The sequence below is a fragment of the Caulobacter sp. GW822-FHT07D08 genome (assembly GCF_058798735.1).
In genome coordinates this window covers 43,070-60,416 of the sequence record NZ_JBXAKU010000012.1, presented here as the reverse complement: position 1 = coordinate 60,416, position 17,347 = coordinate 43,070, and the positions used below count along the sequence as shown (strand labels likewise).

Here is a 17,347-nt window from a genome sequence, read left to right as displayed (position 1 = left end):
CTTCCATGCGTATCCTGCTCGTCGAGGACGATCCCGACCTGTCGCGTCAGCTGAAGCTGACCCTGGGCGACGCCGGCTATGCCGTCGACCACGCCCCGGACGGCGAGGAAGCCCAGTTCCTGGGCGAGACCGAGCCCTATGACGCGGTGATCCTCGACCTGGGCCTGCCCAAGGTGGACGGCGTGTCGGTGCTGGAGCGCTGGCGCCGCGGCAATGTCGCCACGCCGGTGCTGATCCTGACCGCGCGCGGCGCCTGGAGCGACAAGGTCGCCGGCTTCGACGCCGGGGCCGACGACTACCTGGCCAAGCCGTTCCATACCGAGGAACTGCTGGCCCGCCTGCGCGCCCTGCTGCGCCGTTCGGCCGGCCATGCCGCGCCCTCTCTCTCCTGCGGAGCGTTGCGCCTGGACCCCCGCGCCGCCCGCGCCAGCGTCAACGGCGAGCCGCTGCGCCTGACCTCGCTGGAATACCGCCTGCTGCACTACATGATGATGCACCAGGGCCGGGTGATCGGCCGCACAGAGCTGGTCGAGCACCTGTACGACCAGGACTTCGACCGCGACAGCAACACCATCGAGGTGTTCATCGGCCGTCTGCGCAAGAAGCTGGGCGCCGACCGGATCGAGACCGTCCGCGGCCTGGGCTATCGCCTGACGCCGCTGGAAGGCGAGACGGCGTGACAGCCTGCGGGTCCGCCCTCGTCCTTCGACAAGCTCAGGATGAGGGCTACTGCTGCGCTGTATTTGAAATCCTCATCCTGAGCCTGTCGAAGGACGAGGATTTCAGCTTCCAGAGCGCCTGATGCTGGACCTGCGCCGCCGTTCGCTGGTCCGCCGCCTGGTCCTGATCGCCGGGATCTGGACCTTGCTGGTCGTGCTGATCGCCGGGGTGTTCCTGACGGCTCAGTTCCGCAGCGCCGCCATCCGGCGTTTCGACCAGTCGCTGGCCGTGCTGACCGACGACCTCTATGCCGGCTCGACGGTGGAGGACGGGCAGCTACGCGCGCCGTTCCTGACCGACATCCGCGCCACGCGCGCCTATTCCGGCCGCTACTGGGTGATCCTGGACAAGCGGCCCGACGGATCGATGGGGCCGGTCGCGCGCTCTCGCTCGCTGTTCGACAGCGACCTGATGCTGTCGTCCAAGCAGATCGACCGGCTGGACGCCGCCCCGGGCCAGACCCAGTACTTCAACATGCGCGGCCCGCAGGACAAGCCGCTGCGCGCCGCCGCCATCCTGGCCCGCCTGCCGGGCTATGCCGATCCGGTGGTGTTCCTGGCCGCCGAGGACCGCACGCCGATCGACGCCGACGCCGACCGCTTCGCCGGCGTCACGGCCATCGCCCTGGCGATCCTGGCCGGCGGCCTGGTGCTGGCGACGGTGGTGCAGGTGCGTTTCGGCCTCACGCCGCTGTTCCGTCTGCGCCGCGAGGTGGCGGCCGTGCGCCGGGGCAAGGCCGAGCGGGTCGACGGGGTCTATCCGGAGGAGCTGGAGCCGCTGGCCGTCGAGCTGAACGCCCTGCTGGCCCACAACCAGGAGGTCGTCGAGCGCCAGCGCACCCACGTCGGCAACCTGGCCCACGCCCTGAAGACGCCGCTGTCGGTGATGCTGACCGAGGCCTCCCAGCAGCCGGGCCAGCTGGCCGAGGTGGTCGAGCGTCAGGCCCAGACCATGCGCGAGCAGGTCGACCACCATCTGCGCCGGGCCCGGGCCGCCGCCCGCTCGCAGACCTCGGGCGAGCGCACGCCGGTCGAGCCGATCCTGGACGAGCTGGCCGTGACCCTGGAGCGGATCTTCCAGGACAAGGGCGTCGAGATCGACTGGCGCTGCCCCGAGGACCTCTGCTTCCAGGGCGAGAAGCAGGACTTCATGGAACTGGCCGGCAACGTGATGGAGAACGCCGGCAAGTGGTGCCGGGGCCGGATCCGCGCCGAGGCCGCGCCATCGGGCGAGGCGCGAATGCTGCTGACCGTCGACGACGACGGTCCCGGCCTGCCGCCCGAGGAACGCGCCCAGGCCCTGAAGCGAGGGCAGCGGCTCGACGAAAACGCGCCCGGATCGGGCTTGGGCCTGTCGATCGTCGACGAATTGACCCGCGCCTATGGCGGATCGGTGCATCTTGGTGAATCGCCGATGGGCGGATTGCGCGTGACCCTGGATCTGCCGCGGGCTCAAGCCTAACTTCGGCTTGCGTTCAATTGTTACGGGGCGGGCCTGCCATGCACGTGATGCCCGTGGCCTAAACTTCTGGTGGATAAAGGCTTTCAAACCGGGACACGCGGTCGCGGCCCGGGTGAATTTTTCACGATTTCGGAAATCCTTAACCTCGTTCCGAACATGGTTGACGCCTGTCGGAATCGGTTTCTCCGACACGGGGGACCATGGCCGCCATCGCCGCGCATAAATTGCAGATCATCCGGACGCTGGTGGAAACCGCTCCGGACGCGGCGCTGCGCAGCCTGGAGCTGGCCCTGTCGAGCGCCGGCGCGACGGGCTCCCTGGCCGCCGTGCGCGGCCTGGTCGAGGACGAGACCGCCCACCGTTTCATCCGCAACAACATCCTGGGCCCCATCGTTCCGCTGTGCGCCACGCGCCGCGAGGGTCAGGTTCAGTTCCCTTCGGTGGTGCTGCCGCGCCTGTGGCGGGCCCTGAGGTCCGTGGCCCCCTCGCGGGTCGAGGAGGCCGCCGCCAAGTGCAATCCCTGGGATCTCGAACAGGGCGTGCCCGACGTGTTCGACGAACTCTGCAAGACCGCCGCCGCCGGCCTGCGCGATCCCGAGAACGCCGCCTTCGACAGCGTGCGCTCGATCTGCGACCCCGAGCAGCTGGCCATGTGCCTGCAGCTGTCGGCCATCACCCGCTCGTGCCTGCCCAAGCTGTCGGAGTGGGTCAGCCGCATGTCGGACGAGCGGGCCGCCGCCGCGCGCCTGGCCTATCGCGACGCCTGCCGGATCAGCGATGACGCCGGTCCCCTGATGCTGGACATCCTGTCGGCGCACCTGCCGGACGACTGGCGCATCCTGCGGGTGATCTCGGCGGTCATGGACCGGCCCAGCGATCGCTACCTGGCCTCGTCGGAGGTCAAGGCGTTCGGCGAGCGCGTCCTGACCGAGATCGACGCCGCCATCGTTCAGGTCGAGACCTTCAACTTCTCTGACGGCGAGCGGGCGGGCCGCGCGGCCGCCCAGGCCGCTCACAGGGTCCAGCTGCAGATCGCCGAGTTCCAGCAGTCGGTCGACGTCGCCAAGGACGGCCCGTGGGGCAAGCGTCTGGCCCGGCACAAGCAGGCGATGGCCAAGGCGTGCGAGCAGCGCATGGACCAGGCCGACAAGACGCTGGAAGCGGCCCTGCCGCTGCGGTCGCTGTCGATGATGTCCAAGAAGGGCAGCAAGGGCGCGGCCAAGCTGACCGACGAACCGGACGAGGCGATGATCCGCCGCGCCCAGTCGGCGCTGGCCTTCATCGCCGAACTGCGCGCGTGCGCCGACAAGGCCGGCTACGGCAGCTCGCGCAACAAGGTCCTGGAAAAGCTGAACAGCCGCCTCGATCCCTATATCGAGGACGTCCTGCACGTCGCCCGCACGGGCGACGGCGGCGACGCGGGGCTGGCCGTGAAGTACCTGGACGTCGCCGCCGGCTTCGTCGCCTACACCCGCGACGATAAGACCGCCGAGATCGTGCGACGCCGCGCCGCGGCGGCGATCGCGGCCTGACAAACCTGGTCTTTCGGCCGCCCTTACGCACTTTTCCTACTAACGGCGGACGCGGGAACACGCTACCACGCGGCCATGATCGCTTTCTGGATCGCCGCGGCGGGGCTGTCGGCCGCGACGGCGGGGCTGGTGCTGCGCGGCGCGGCGCGCGCCCGGCCCGTCGACGACGCCCAGGCCAGGCTTGAACCGCATCGCCGCCGTCTGGCCGAGGTCGAGCGCCTGGCTATCGACGGCCTGCTGGCCGAATCCGAACTCAAGGCCGCCCGCGCCGAGGCGGGACGCGGCCTGCTGGCCGCCGCCGACCAGGCCGAGACCTGGGCGCGCGACGGCGCTGGTCCCCGCAAGGCGGTGGTGATCGCCGTCGGCGCGGCCTGCGTCGCCGCCGTCGGCCTCTATGTGACCGTGGGCAAGCCGGAAATGGCCGACCAGCCCTACGCCAAGCGCGTGGCCGAGTGGAAGGCCGCCGACCCGGCCACGCTGGAACCCGCCAAGATCGCCGCCGTGCTGGAAGGCGTCGCCGCCGAGCGGCCGAGCGATCCCGAGCCGCTGGTGTTCCTGGCCAAGGCCCGCGCCGCCGCCGGCGACCTGCCCGGCGCCGAGGCCGCCCTGCGCAGGGCCGTCCGCCTGGCGCCCAAGCGCGGCGATCTCTGGAGCCTCCTGGGCGAGACCTTCGTCATGGAGTCCAAGGGCCAGGTCGGGGCCGACGCCAAGCTGGCCTTCGGCGAGGCGCTGAAGGTCGCCCCGAATGACCTCCGCGCCCGCTATTACCTCGGCCGTGGCAAGGTCGCCGACGGCGACGTGGCCGGCGGTCTCGCCGACTGGCGCGCCCTGGCGGCCAGCATGCCGGCCAACGACCCGGGCCGCACGGCGCTGGGCCGGGAAATCGCCCAGGTCGAGGCCCAGGGCCGCCTGCCCAGCGACCAGCCGGCCGCCGACGCCAATCCGCAGGTCCAGGGCATGATCGTCGGCATGGTCGAGGGCCTGGCCGCGCGTCTGGCCCAATCGCCCGACGATCCGGACGGCTGGGTCCGCCTGGTCCGCGCCTATGCCGTGCTGGGCGAGAGCGCCAAGCGCGACGCGGCGCTGGCCTCGGCCACGGCCCGCTTCAAGGATCAGCCCAAGGTGCTGTCGGCCCTGCGCCAGGCCGCCGACACGCCCGCTCAGAAGATTACCCAGCCATGAGTTTCTGGCCCAAATCGCGGAAGGCGCGCCGTCGCCTGACCATCCTGCTGGCCATCGCGCCGGTGCTGGCCCTGGCCGTGGGCCTGGCCCTCTACGGCCTGCGCGACAGCATCTCGCTGTTCTACACGCCGGCCCAGGCCAAGGAGGCCCACGTCGCCCCCGGCCGCAAGGTCCAGCTGGGCGGCCTGGTTCAGCACGGCAGCGTGGTCAAGCATCCCGGCGGCGATGTCGATTTCGTGGTGGCCGACCACAAGGCCACGGCGAAGGTGACCTATCACGGCGACCTGCCGGACCTGTTCCGCGAGGGGCAGGGGATCGTCGCCGACGGCGCGTTCAATGAAAGCGGCGTCTTCGTCGCCAAGCAGGTGCTGGCCAAGCACGACGAGCGCTACATGCCGCGCGACGTCGCCAAGGCGCTGAAGAAGCAGGGCGAGTGGCGCGGCGAGGGCGCGGGGGCTCCGAGCTATGGATCCTCCCCCCAAGGGGGAGGCGGTCGCGAAGCGACCGGTGGGGGAAGTTCTGCCGCCCCGGCCACGCCCCCCTCCGACCTTCGGTCGCCTCCCCCACGGGGGGAGGATCGTCGATGATCGTTGAACTGGGCGCCTTCGCCCTGATCCTGTCGCTGATGCTGTCGGTCGCCCAGACCGGGCTGTCGGCCGTCGGCGGCGCGCGGCGTTCGCCGGTGCTGGCCGGGGCCGGACGCGGCGCGGCGGTGGCGACCTTCGTGGCCGTGGCCGTGGCCTTCGCGGCCCTGATCCACGCGTTCGTGGTGTCGGACTTCTCGGTGGCCAACGTCGCCGCCAACTCTCACACCGCCAAGCCGCTGCTCTACAAGGTGGCCGGGGCCTGGGGCAGCCACGAGGGCTCGATGCTGCTGTGGTGCCTGGTTCTGACCGGGTACGGCGCGGCCATGGCCTTCTTCGGCGACAGCCTGCCGCCGCGCCTGCGCGCCTACGCCATCGCCATCCAGGGCGCGCTGGGCGTGATGTTCCTGGCCTATACCGTGTTCGCCTCGAATCCTCTGACCCGCCTGGTCGATGTGCCGGTCGAGGGCCGGTCGCTCAATCCGCTGCTGCAGGACTGGGCCTTGGCCGTCCACCCGCCGTTCCTCTATAGCGGTTATGTCGGCTTCTCGGTGGTCTATTCCCTGTCGCTGGCGGCCCTGATCGAGGGCCGGATCGACGCGGCCTGGGCCCGCTGGGTGCGACCCTGGACCCTGGCGGCCTGGAGCCTGCTGACCGTCGGCATCACGCTCGGCGCCTTCTGGGCCTATTACGAACTGGGCTGGGGCGGCTGGTGGTTCTGGGATCCGGTCGAGAACGCCAGCTTCATGCCGTGGCTGATCGGGGCGGCCCTGCTGCACTCGGCCATCGTCACCGAAAGGCGCGGGGCGCTGCCGGGTTGGACGGCGTTCCTGGCCCTGGCGGCGTTCACCTTCTCGATGCTGGGCGCCTTCCTGGTGCGCTCGGGCGTGCTGACCAGCGTCCACGCCTTCGCCGTCGACCCGACGCGCGGCGTGCTTCTGCTGATCATGATGGGCGTCGCGGCGGGCGCGGGTTTCCTGCTGTTCGGCCTGCGCGCCGGTAGCCTGAACCCCGGCGGCCAGTTCCGCCCCGTGAGCCGCGAGAGCGCCATCGTGCTCAACAACATCCTGCTGTCGACGGCGACGGCGGTGGTGCTGCTGGGCACGCTCTATCCGCTGATCCGCGAGGCCATGGACGGCGAGGCCGTCTCGGTCGGCGCGCCGTTCTTCAACCTGACCTTCGTGCCGCTGATGGTGCTGGCCTTCGCCGTGCTGCCAGCCGGACCCCTGCTGGCCTGGAAGCGTGGCGATGCGAAAAGCGTGGCCCGCAAGCTGTGGATCGTCCTGGCCGTCGCCGCCGCGCTGGGCCTTGTCGCCTACGGCGTCGTCCAGCCGCGCAAGGCCCTGGCCAGCGCGGGCCTGGCGCTCGGCTTCTGGCTGCTGGGCGGGGCGCTGCTGGAGATGAGCGAGCGCTTGAAACTGTTCCGCGCTCCGGTGGCCGAGAGCGTCCGTCGCGCCCGAGGCCTGCCGCGCGGCGCCTGGGGCACGACCCTGGCCCACGCCGGTCTTGGGATCTTCGTGCTGGGGGCCTCGTTCGAGACCGCCTGGCGCGTCGAAGCCGCTCAGGCCTTGAGCCTGAACGAGAGCCACGCCCTGGGTGCCTACACCCTGACCCTGACCGATGTCGGCACGGTCGAGGGACCGAATTACCTGGCCGAGCGCGGGATCGTGAAGGTGGTCGACAAGGCCGGCAAAGAGATCTGCCACGCCGAGCCCGAGCGCCGCTTCTATCCGACCGGATCGCAGACCACCTCGGAAGTCGCCATCTGTCCGCGCATGCTGGACGACATCTATGTCGTGCTGGGCGAGCGCCGGGCGGGCGAGGGGGGCAAGCCGGCCTGGCTGGTGCGCGCCTATGTGAACCCGTGGGTGCGGCTGATCTTCCTGGGGCCGCTGATCATGGCCCTGGGCGGCGCCGTGTCGCTGTCCGACCGCCGCGTGCGCCTGGGCGTTGGCCGCCGCGCCGGCGAGGCCGTGTCGTGAGCCGCGTCCGCGCCCTGCTGGTGGCCCTGGCCGCCGTCGCCCTGATGGGCAGCGCCTCGGAACCCACCGAGCGTCTGCCCGATCCGGCGCAGGAGGCCCGCGCCCGCGTCCTCTTCAAGGAAGTGCGCTGCCTGGTCTGTCAGAACGAGTCGATCGACGACTCCGAGGCCCAGCTGGCCGGCGACCTGCGACGAATTGTCCGCGAACAGGTCAAGGCGGGCCGCAGCGATGGCGAGATCCGCGCGTTTCTTGTGCAGCGTTATGGTGAGTTCGTGCTGCTGAAGCCGCGCTTTTCCGCTGGCAATGCAGCGCTTTGGCTAGCGCCGGTTGGTGTTCTGCTGGTGGGCGGCGTCCTGATGGTCGGCCTTCTGCGGCGTCGCCAGACGGTCGAGACAGAGCTTTCGCAGGACGAAGAAGACCGCGTCGCTAAATTGCTGCAAGACGATTGACACGATTGCGCCGAAATGGAGCCGCAAGAAGCGGGCTCCAATGACGCGAAGGTAGTCCGAGAACCATTGCACCTTTCGCCGTCACGACTAGGTTCTCAGATCCAAAGGGACCGCGCGCGGGACGCGCGGGTGAGGAAAGCAGAGAATGACCGCTAGGAAGTCGGGTTTCGTTGTGGGCGCCATCGCTGGCGCGGGCGTGGCTTGCGCCGCTCTGGCCGGTGTGGGCATGCGCATGGGAACGGCGGCCGCAGAGGCCCCCGTGGCCCGTCCGGCCGTGGCCGGTTCGCCGTCGTTCGCGCCGCCGCCGGGCGCGCCTTTGTCGTTCGCCGACATCTTCGAGAAGGTTTCGCCCGCGGTCGTCCAGATCAACGTGACCTCCAAGGCCTCGCCGCAGGCGCTGCGCATTCCGGGTCTGGAAGGTTTCGACATCGTGCCGCGCGGCCAGAAGGGCAAGCCGGGCCAGGACGGTGAGGACGGCGACACGCCGACCACGCCGAAGCAGCAGTCGGCCGGTTCGGGCTTCTTCATCTCGGCCGACGGCTACATCGTCACCAACAACCACGTCGTGGCCGACGCCGACGACATCCAGGTGGTGATGAAGGACGGCCGCGAGCTGAAGGCCACCCTGGTCGGCCGCGACGAGGGCACCGATCTGGCGGTGGTCAAGGTCATCGACCCCAAGGCCAAGGGCGCGGACTTCCCGTATGTGAACTTCGAGAACCAGGCCAAGCCGCGCGTCGGCGACTGGGTCATCACCATCGGCAACCCGTTCGGTCTGGGCGGCACCGCCACGGCCGGCATCATCTCGGCCTATGGCCGCGACCTGGGCGACAACACCTCGTCGTTCGTCAACTACATCCAGATCGACGCGCCGATCAACCGGGGCAATTCGGGCGGTCCCAGCTTCGACATCTATGGCCGGGTGATCGGCGTCAACAGCGCCATCTACTCGCCGTCGGGCGGCTCGGTCGGCATCGGCTTCGCCATTCCGGCGGACATCGCCGAGGCCACAGCCAAGCAGCTGATCTCGGGCGGCAAGGTCGTTCGCGGCTATATCGGCGTCACCATCCAGGACTTCAGCGCCGAGTCGGCCGAGGCCCTGGGCCTGAAGGACGTGAAGGGCGCGATCGTCGCCGAGCTGGTCCCGGGCGGTCCCGCCGCCAAGGCCGGCCTGCTGCCGGACGACATCCTGACCGGCGTCAACGGCGTGACGATCGCCAACCGCTCGGAACTGACCCGCGAAGTGGCCAAGGCCCGTCCGGGCGAGAGCATCAAGATGTCGATCATCCGTGACGGCAAGCCGCGCGTGATCGACGTCAAGTCGGGCACCCGTCCGGCCGAGAACGCTCTTGGCCTGAACGACGACGACGACGACAAGGACGGCGGCGCCGCGCCCACCCCGGACAAGCCCGTCAGCCAGAAGGTCGACGCCCTGGGTCTGACGCTCGGCCCGATCGATCCGGCCTCGCGCCAGACCTACAAGATCGACAGCGAGATCAAGGGCCTGCTGATCACCGGCGTGAAGGGCGACAGCGACGCCGGCGAGAAGGGTCTGGCCAAGGGTGACGTCCTGTCGAACATCAACGGCATGGCGGTGAACAGCGTCGTCGACGTCAACAACGCCGTGGCTTCGGCCAAGAAGGCCGGCCGCAACAGCGTGCTGGTCAAGGTGATCCGCCAGAACCGCCCGGTCTTCGTGCCGCTGAAGATCGCGCCGTAAGGCTGGCGCTTGAAATCCTCGTCCTTCGACAAGCTCAGGATGAGGATTTCACGGCGACCGCGGTAGTCCTCACCCTGAGCCCGTCGAAGGGCGAGGGCGGGCCAACGATCAGCCCCGCTTCGGATCTCCGGAGCGGGGCTTTTTCTGTCCAAGGTTTAAGTTACGGCGCTCGCCGAAACCGCTATTGCAAGAGCAACTATCGCGCGATGCGTGGAATCGGGGGAACGTCGATCGTTCCGCCATTCCGCCCGAGCGCATGAGGGGCTCTGACGATGCGTATTCTGATTATCGAGGACGACCTGGAGGCCGCCGCCGCCATGGCCCACGGCCTGACGGAGGCCGGCTACGACGTCCAGCACGCGCCCGACGGCGAGGCTGGCCTGGCCGAGGCCCAGAAGGGCGGCTACGACGTCCTGGTCGTCGACCGCATGATGCCCAAGCTTGATGGTGTCCAGGTCGTCGAGACCCTGCGCCGCGAGGGCGACCAGACGCCGGTGCTGTTCCTGTCGGCCCTGGGCGAGGTCAATGACCGCGTGGTGGGCCTGAAGGCGGGCGCCGACGACTACCTGGTCAAGCCGTACGCCTTCCCCGAGCTGATGGCCCGCGTCGAGGCCCTGTCGCGCCGCCGCGAGACCGGCGCCGTCGCCACGACCCTGAAGGTCGGCGAGCTGGAGATGAACCTGATCAACCGGACGGTCCATCGCCAGGGCAAGGAGATCGACCTGCAGCCGCGCGAGTTCCAGCTGCTGGAGTTCATGATGCGCCACGCCGGCCAGTCGGTGACCCGCACCATGCTGCTGGAGAAGGTCTGGGAATACCACTTCGACCCGCAGACCAACGTTATCGACGTCCACATTTCGCGCCTGCGCAGCAAGATCGACAAGGGCTTCGACCGGGCCATGCTGCAGACCGTGCGCGGAGCCGGCTACCGGCTCGATCCGTAGGCGCTCGCGCGAGGGCGTGGTAGGATCAGACCATGAACAAGCTGACTAAGCCTGTCACGCCGCCGCAAGATGCGTTCGAGACTTCGATGTCCGACGCTGACGTGGACGCTTGGATCAACCGTAACCGCGAGGCGCTTACGGTTCTCATTGAGGAAGCCTGGGAAGAGATCGAGCGCGGAGAGTTCGACAATCGCGGCTTCGCCGAGATCATCGCCGAAGGAACCCTGAAGCTCCGCGACGAGCACTAATCGAGGGGCTGGGGTGGGGCGTGTTCTGAGAGCGAAGGCCGTCAATGGCGACCTTATGGCTATCTTTCGCGAAATCTCTCGAAACAACGGCGCGGCCGTCGCAACGGAACAAGTGGACCGTATCGAAAGCGCGCTCGAACGCTTGGGCGATTTTCCGAACTTGGGTCGGGAGCAACCAGAATTGAGACAGGGCTTGAGGATTTGGTCTGCATCGCCCTGGTTGGTGCTCTACCGCCTCAAGGGCCCTGACGTCGCGATTCTGCGAGTGGTTGATGGCCGCCGAAACCTTCGCGCCATCTTGCGCGGAAAGTCCTAACTCATGCGTCTGCCGCGCCTTCTCCGCACCACGCCGTTCCGGCTGACCCTGCTGTTCCTGGCCCTGTTCGCGGCGGCCGCCAGCGCCTTCCTGGGCTACATCTACGTGGCCACGGCGGGCGAGGTGAACCGCCGGGCCCAGGCCGAGATCAGCCGCGAATTCGAGAGCCTTGAGGCGGCCTACCGCCAAGGCGGCGTCGACGCCCTGAACCAGACCATCGTCGAACGGGCGACGGGCGAGAAGCCGTTCCTCTACTTCCTGGCCGACAAGACCGGCAAGCGCATCTCGGGCTCGATCGAGGAGTCGCCGGTCAGCGACTTCACCGGCGATGGCCCGCAGTGGGCCAGCTTCAAGGTCACCGAGACCGACCTGGACGGGGCCGAGGTCAAGGCGGCCGCGCGCGGGGTGCAGCAGCGTCTGGACCACGGCGAGATCCTGTTCGTCGGGGCCGATGTCGACGCCTCCGAAGCCTATGTCCGCAAGATCGTCCGGGCCCTGTGGGGCGCCGGGGCGCTGGTCATCCTGCTGGGCATGGCCGGGGGCGTCCTGATCAGCCGCAATGTCAGCCGCTCGATGCAGGGGCTGGTGGACGTGGTCAACGACGTCCGCGCTGGCGACCTGCACGCCCGCGCCCGGGTGCGCGGCACGCGCGACGAGTATGACGAGCTGGCCGAGGGCCTGAACGACATGCTCGACCGCATCGAACGCCTGATGGGCGGCCTTCGCCACGCCGGCGACGCCATTGCCCACGACCTGCGCTCGCCACTCACCCGGCTGCGCGCCCGCATGGAGGTCGCCCTGATCGACGCCGAGAACGGCAAGGGCGATCCGGTGGCGGCGCTGGAGACGGCGCTGCAGGACGCCGACGGCGTGCTGAAGACCTTCAACGCGGTGCTGGCCATCGCCCGTCTGCAAGCCGCCGGCTCGGCCCCGGACCAGCGCATTTTCGACGCCTCGGAACTGGCCAGCGACATGGCCGAGCTCTACGCGTTCTCGTGCGAGGACAAGGGCCTGGACTTCAAGGCCGAGATCGTCCCGGCCCTGACCATCAAGGGCAACCGCGAGTTCCTGGCCCAGGCGCTGGCCAACCTGCTCGACAACGCCATCAAATATACGCCCGAGGGCGGGGCGATCATGCTGCGCGCGCGGCGCACCTCGTCCGGCGAGCTGGAGTTCTCGGTCACCGACACGGGGCCGGGCGTGCCCGAGAACGACCGCGCCCGCGTGGTCCAGCGCTTCGTGCGCCTGGAGAACAGCCGCAGCGAGCCCGGGGCGGGCCTGGGCCTGTCGCTGGTGAGCGCGGTGGCCGTCTCGCACGGCGGCCGTCTGGAGCTGGCCGAAGGGCCAGGCGAATACAACGGCATGGGCCCCGGCCTGCGGGTGGCCCTGGTGCTGCCGCGGGTGGAGTAGGCAGGCTAGGGCAGCTTCCAGCCGTGCTCCGCGCTTGGGACGTAGAGGGCGTCCGGCGCCATGGCCAGGGAATCGAAACCGCGCGGCGCCATCGTCCACACGCCCACGAAGGTCGCGATCGCCAGGACCGGCAGAAGCACGTAGCCGGCGATCTGGCGACGGATACTGGGCTCGGTGCGGCCGAGAAAGCCGACGCGCAGCACCAGCGGATGCGCGCCCCAGCCGCAGGCCAGGGGCGAGGCGACGCCGAAGCGCGAGACCTTCAGCAGCGCCCGGGCGTAGTCGGCGCGGATGCCTTCGCGCAGGGCCAGCACCGTGGCGTCGCAGGCCAGTTCCTGGTCGACGCGGGCGAAGGCCGCGCCGAGGTGGATCAGCGGATTGCACCAGCCCGCCACGCGGCAGCCGGCCACGATGAGGTTGGCGACCGGATCGCCCCGGCGGATGTGGGTGCGCTCGTGCAGCAGGATCAGGTCACGCTCGCGGGCGCTGAAGCGGGTCTCGAAATCGGCCGGCAGCACCAGGCGCGGCCACAGGGCGCCCATGACGGCGGGACCGGCCTGGCCTCGTTCGGCCCGGCGGCGGAACGCCCGCTCCTGCAGCATCATGACGCCAGCGAGGAGCGCCGCCCCGATCGCCCAGACCAGCAGCAGCTTCAGCGCCAGGCTCGCCCCCAGCGGCTCGGCGGCGACGCCGGCCCGGGTGGTCTCGGCCAGACTCGGAAGCAGGCCGGCGACGGCGGCGGCGGGGACCAGCATCCACAGGCCATAGGCCAGGCGGGGCCCCAGCAGCCAGCGCACCGGCAGGCGCAGCAGCAGCACGGCCAGCACCCCGACGGCGGCGGCGATCTGCACGCGCATCAGCGCCAGGACCAGCAGGTCGATCATGTTAGTGGTCGGCCTTCACCCAGATGATCGCGCCCGTATAGGGGTCCATGCGCGCCACCACGCCTGGGTTCAGGTCGGTGGAGAGGGGGCCGCGCGGCGCGATGCTCCAGACCGTGCCCATGGCCGCAAGCGCCAGGAACGTCATCGTGAGGAAACCGGCGATGTCCCGCGTCAGGCTGGGCTCCCGGCGATTCAGCAGCGACACGCGCAGGATCAGCGGATGGGTGGCCCAGCCACAGGCCAGGGGCGAGACGGTCGCGTTCATCTGGGCCTTCATCAGCGCCCTGGCGTAGTCGGCGCGGATGTCGGAGCGCAGGGCCACGACGGTGGCGTCGCAGGCCAGCTCCTGGTCGATACGCACCAGGCCCGACGCCAGATAGATCATCGGGTTGCACCAGCCCAGCACGCCGATCACGGCGACGACCAGGTTGGCCATCGGATCGCCGCGATTGATGTGGGTGCGCTCGTGCAGCGTGATCATCTCGCGCTCGCGGGCGTCGAAGCGCTCGGCGAAGTCGGACGGCAGCACGATGCGCGGCCACAAGGCCCCGACGACGGCCGGGCCGACCTGGCCCTTGTCGACGCGGCGGTGGAACAGGCGCTCGCGGACAACCAGCACCGCCGTGGCGATCACGCAGCCGGCCAACCACAGCAGGACGAGCTTGCCGGCCCAGGCGCCCCACGGACGGGCCGGATCGCCGATCTCCATGGTTTCGGCCAGGCTGGGGAAGAAGGCGGCCGCCGCGGCGGCCGGCACGATGGCCCACAGGCCGTAGGCGCGGCGCGGTCCGAACAGCTGGCGCGCGGACGGGCGCAGCATCACGACCAGCAGCACGGCGGCGGCGGCGGCGATCTGGGCCCGGACCAGGGCGAGGGCGAAGAGCTCGATCATCGTCGGAGCGGTTCCTGCCGTTTCCTCGGGTTGAATGGTTACAACTGTAATTTCGAACGTCAAGGGCGAGTCTTGTTTGAAGGCCTGCGGCGGGTCACGGTGCCGGCATGACTCGCTTCCCCAACGCGCTCGGTGAACGCCTCGTCCCCTGCGGCCCGATCCTCGACGCCAAGGCCGCCGAGCGGGCCCATGAGATGATCGCCAAGCGCGCCGGCGAGGCCATGGCCGGCGTCGACGCGGCCTGGGACGCTCTGGCGCCGGTGTTCGGCGCCTCGCCCTATCTGGCCAGCCTGGCGCGGCGCGACGGCAAGCGCCTGCCGATGATCCTGGACGGCGATCCGGCGGAGACCCTGGCCGCCACCTTGGCCGCCGCCGAGGCCGTCGCCGCCGAGCCGGACTTCGAGACCGCGCGACGGGTTCTGCGCGAGCTGAAGGCCGACCTGCACCTGCTGACGGCCCTGTGCGACCTGGGCGGGGTCTGGGACCTGGACCAGGTGACCGGCGCCCTGACCCGCTTCGCCGACGCCACCCTGAAGGCCGCCCTGGCCCAGGCCGTCCGTCAGGAAGTCGATCGCGGCGCCCTGACCCATGTCGGGGAAGGGGACGACGGTCCCGCGCCGGGCCTGTTCTGCATCGCCATGGGCAAGCACGGTGCGTTCGAGCTGAACTATTCCAGCGACATCGACTTCTCGATCTTCTACGCGCCCCAGAAGCTGCAGGTGGCCGAAGGCGTCGAGCCGCAGGCCGTGGCGGTGCGAATCGCCAACCACCTGGGCCGGGTGCTGCAGGAGCGGACCGCCGACGGCTATGTCTTCCGCATCGATCTGCGCCTGCGCCCCGATCCGTCCTCGACCCCGCCGGCCATCCCGGTCGACGCGGCCATGGACTACTACGAGAGCGTCGGCCAGAACTGGGAGCGCGCCGCGCACATCAAGGCCCGGATCGCGGCGGGCGACCTCAAGGAGGGCGCGGCGTTCCTGGAAGGCCTGCAGCCCTTCATCTGGCGGCGGAACCTGGACTTCGCGGCCATCGCCGACATCCACTCGATCAAGCGCCAGATCCACACCTACAAGGTCGACGACCGCCTGACCGCCAAGGGCGCGGACCTGAAGCTGGGGCGCGGCGGCATCCGCGAGATCGAGTTCTTCGTCCAGACCCAGCAGCTGATCCTGGGGGGGCGTCAGCCCGACCTGCGCGGGCCGCGCACCCTGGACGCGCTGCTGGCGCTGGCGACCGCCGGTCACGTGAGTCTGGAGGACGCCGGCTGGCTGTCCAAGGCCTATCAGGACCTGCGGGCCCTGGAGCACCGCGCCCAGATGATCGCCGACGACCAGACCCACAAGCTCCCGGAGTCCGACAACGACCGCAAGAAGGTCGCCGCCCTGTGGGGCCAGGACAACCTGCGCAGCTTCGACGCGGCGGTCGGCAAGATCCTCAAGGGCGTCAACCAGCGCTACGGCCGCCTGTTCGCGGGGGAGGAGGAACTCTCCTCGCGGTTCGGCTCCCTCGTCTTCACCGGCGTCGAGGACGATCCCGAGACCCTGGCCACGCTCAAGCGCATGGGCTTTTCCAGCCCCGAGCGCGTCGCCGCCACCATCCGCGGCTGGCACCACGGCCACATCGCCGCCACCCGCACCGAGCGGGGGCGGGAGCTGTTCACCCGCCTAGCCCCGCGTCTGCTGGACGCGGCCAACGCCACCGGCGCGCCGGACCAGGCGTTCAACCGCTTCGCCGACTTTTTCGCGTCGCTGAGCTCGGGCGTGCAGATCCAGTCGCTGTTCCTGGCTCAGCCGCGCCTGTTCGAGCTGATCGTCGAGGTCATGGCCTTCGCCCCGCGTCTGGCCACGACTCTGGCCCGGCGACCCACGGCTCTGGACGCCCTGCTGGATCCGGCCTTCTTTGGCCCGATCGAGACCCCCGCTGTCGCGCCCTGGGACCCGGCCGACTTCGAAGGCGCGATGGACGCGGCGCGGCGGCTGTTCCGCGACCAGAGCTTCCGCATCGGCGTGCGGGTGATGAGCGGCAGCGCCGACGCCCGCGACATCGGCCGGGCCTTCGCCGAGCTGGGCGACCTGATCATCAGCGGCCTGGCCCCGGCGGCCCTGGCCGAGACCGAGCGCCTGGGCGGCGCCTTCCCCGGCCAGGTGGCGGTGGTGGCGCTGGGCAAGGCCGGCTCGCGCGAGATGACCGCCAAGTCCGACCTGGACCTGATGACGCTCTACGTCGCCGATGGGCCAGCGGCCCACTCCGCCACAAAGGAATGGAGCGCCGACACCTTCTACGCCCGCTTCACCCAGCGGATGATCGCGGCCCTGTCGGCCCCCACCGGCGAGGGAACGCTGTATGCGGTCGACATGAAGTTGCGGCCGTCCGGCGCCAAGGGACCGGTGGCGGTCAGCTTCGCGGCGTTCGAGGACTATTACGAGCGCGAGGCCGAGACCTGGGAGCTGCTGGCCCTGACCCGCGCCCGGGTGGTCTGGGCCAGCTCGCCGGACTTCAAGGCCCAGGCCGAGGGGGCCATCGAAGCGGCCCTGCGCCGGCCCCGCGACTGGAAGAAGACCGCCGCCGACGTCGTCGAGATGCGCGAGCTGATGGAGCGCGAGCGGCCGGGCAAGGGCGATTGGGACCTGAAGCTGGTCCCCGGCGGGCTGGTCGACATCGAGTTCGCCGCCCAGTTCCTGCAACTGGCCCACGCGGCCAAGGGCGGCCCCCTGCGCCAGAACACCGGCGAGGCCCTGGCGGCCCTGCGCGAAGCCGGCCTCGCCGACGCCGGCGCCCTGACCCGGCTGGAGACCGCCTGGCGGCTGGAACAGGACCTCTCGCAGCTGATCAAGGTGGCCCTGGAGGACGGCGGCGACCCCGAAGCGGAGCCCAAGGCGTTCAAGGCGCTGATGGCAAAGGCCGGCCGTGTCGGCCAGTTCAAGTCGCTGAAACCCAAGCTGGCCAAGGCCAAGGCCGAGGCCCGGGCGGCCTATTCCGCGATCGTGAAGGCTCCGGGCTAAGTTTCCGAAAAACCCGCGACG

The 17,347-nt window shown here is 70.0% G+C and carries 14 protein-coding genes and 3 pseudogenes; 15 read left to right on the top strand and 2 right to left on the bottom strand.

All coding sequences use genetic code 11. The features are described from left to right. Nucleotides 1-5: 5 nt before the first annotated feature. The 14 genes and pseudogenes from AC1RJ9_RS20210 (at nucleotide 6) to uczS (ending at nucleotide 12,548) form a co-directional block, all read left to right on the top strand. Complete coding sequence (locus tag AC1RJ9_RS20210) at nucleotides 6-680, top strand: response regulator transcription factor (RefSeq protein WP_492839749.1); 675 nt, start codon at nucleotides 6-8, stop codon at nucleotides 678-680. A gap of 12 nt (nucleotides 681-692) precedes the next feature. Then, a pseudogene (locus tag AC1RJ9_RS20205) lies at nucleotides 693-802 on the top strand (hypothetical protein); the annotation flags it as partial. Continuing rightward, the gene (locus AC1RJ9_RS20200; protein WP_492839748.1) at nucleotides 802-2,181 is read left to right on the top strand and encodes an ATP-binding protein; all 1,380 of its coding nucleotides are present in this window, start codon (nucleotides 802-804) and stop codon (nucleotides 2,179-2,181) included. The pseudogene AC1RJ9_RS20205 and the gene AC1RJ9_RS20200, both read left to right, overlap by 1 nt. Nucleotides 2,182-2,381: 200 nt before the next feature. Continuing rightward, on the top strand, nucleotides 2,382-3,713 hold the full coding sequence (locus AC1RJ9_RS20195) for a hypothetical protein (protein ID WP_492839747.1): 1,332 nt from the start codon (nucleotides 2,382-2,384) through the stop codon (nucleotides 3,711-3,713). A 75-nt stretch (nucleotides 3,714-3,788) separates the two neighbouring features. Beyond that, nucleotides 3,789-4,895, top strand: a complete 1,107-nt coding sequence (gene ccmI, locus AC1RJ9_RS20190) for a c-type cytochrome biogenesis protein CcmI (protein ID WP_492839746.1) — start codon at nucleotides 3,789-3,791, stop codon at nucleotides 4,893-4,895. Continuing rightward, nucleotides 4,892-5,368 (top strand): annotated as a pseudogene (gene ccmE, locus AC1RJ9_RS20185) (cytochrome c maturation protein CcmE); the annotation flags it as partial. The gene ccmI and the pseudogene ccmE, both read left to right, overlap by 4 nt. Before the next feature lie 110 nt (nucleotides 5,369-5,478). After that, the gene (locus AC1RJ9_RS20180) at nucleotides 5,479-7,461 is read left to right on the top strand and encodes a heme lyase CcmF/NrfE family subunit (protein WP_492839745.1); all 1,983 of its coding nucleotides are present in this window, start codon (nucleotides 5,479-5,481) and stop codon (nucleotides 7,459-7,461) included. Beyond that, complete coding sequence (locus AC1RJ9_RS20175) at nucleotides 7,458-7,910, top strand: cytochrome c-type biogenesis protein (RefSeq protein ID WP_492839744.1); 453 nt, start codon at nucleotides 7,458-7,460, stop codon at nucleotides 7,908-7,910. Before AC1RJ9_RS20180 ends, AC1RJ9_RS20175 begins: the two co-directional genes overlap by 4 nt. Before the next feature lie 145 nt (nucleotides 7,911-8,055). Then, entirely contained in the window at nucleotides 8,056-9,630 is a 1,575-nt protein-coding gene (locus AC1RJ9_RS20170; RefSeq protein ID WP_492839743.1) for a Do family serine endopeptidase, read from the top strand. Nucleotides 9,631-9,632: 2 nt separating this feature from the next. Then, a pseudogene (locus AC1RJ9_RS20165) lies at nucleotides 9,633-9,730 on the top strand (hypothetical protein); the annotation flags it as partial. 172 nt (nucleotides 9,731-9,902) lie between these two features. Further along, the gene (gene uczR / locus AC1RJ9_RS20160) at nucleotides 9,903-10,574 is read left to right on the top strand and encodes a two-component system response regulator UczR (protein WP_492839742.1); all 672 of its coding nucleotides are present in this window, start codon (nucleotides 9,903-9,905) and stop codon (nucleotides 10,572-10,574) included. A 32-nt stretch (nucleotides 10,575-10,606) separates the two neighbouring features. Next, nucleotides 10,607-10,822, top strand: a complete 216-nt coding sequence (locus AC1RJ9_RS20155) for a hypothetical protein (RefSeq protein WP_492839741.1) — start codon at nucleotides 10,607-10,609, stop codon at nucleotides 10,820-10,822. Between the two features lie 13 nt (nucleotides 10,823-10,835). Next, nucleotides 10,836-11,138, top strand: coding sequence for a type II toxin-antitoxin system RelE/ParE family toxin (locus AC1RJ9_RS20150; RefSeq protein ID WP_492839740.1), 303 nt, complete (start codon nucleotides 10,836-10,838; stop codon nucleotides 11,136-11,138). A gap of 3 nt (nucleotides 11,139-11,141) precedes the next feature. Further along, complete coding sequence (gene uczS / locus AC1RJ9_RS20145) at nucleotides 11,142-12,548, top strand: two-component system sensor histidine kinase UczS (RefSeq protein WP_492839739.1); 1,407 nt, start codon at nucleotides 11,142-11,144, stop codon at nucleotides 12,546-12,548. Nucleotides 12,549-12,553: 5 nt separating this feature from the next. On the opposite strand, the gene AC1RJ9_RS20140 is transcribed toward uczS, so the two are convergent. After that, entirely contained in the window at nucleotides 12,554-13,432 is an 879-nt protein-coding gene (locus AC1RJ9_RS20140; protein ID WP_492839738.1) for a M56 family metallopeptidase, read from the bottom strand. Between the two features lies 1 nt (nucleotide 13,433). Continuing rightward, a complete protein-coding gene (locus AC1RJ9_RS20135) occupies nucleotides 13,434-14,324 on the bottom strand; it encodes a M56 family metallopeptidase (RefSeq protein ID WP_492839737.1) in 891 nt (296 codons plus the stop codon). A 107-nt stretch (nucleotides 14,325-14,431) separates the two neighbouring features. Here AC1RJ9_RS20135 and AC1RJ9_RS20130 point away from each other — a divergent pair, with 107 nt between their 5' ends. Further along, a complete protein-coding gene (locus AC1RJ9_RS20130; protein ID WP_492839736.1) occupies nucleotides 14,432-17,326 on the top strand; it encodes a bifunctional [glutamine synthetase] adenylyltransferase/[glutamine synthetase]-adenylyl-L-tyrosine phosphorylase in 2,895 nt (964 codons plus the stop codon). Nucleotides 17,327-17,347: the final 21 nt, after the last annotated feature.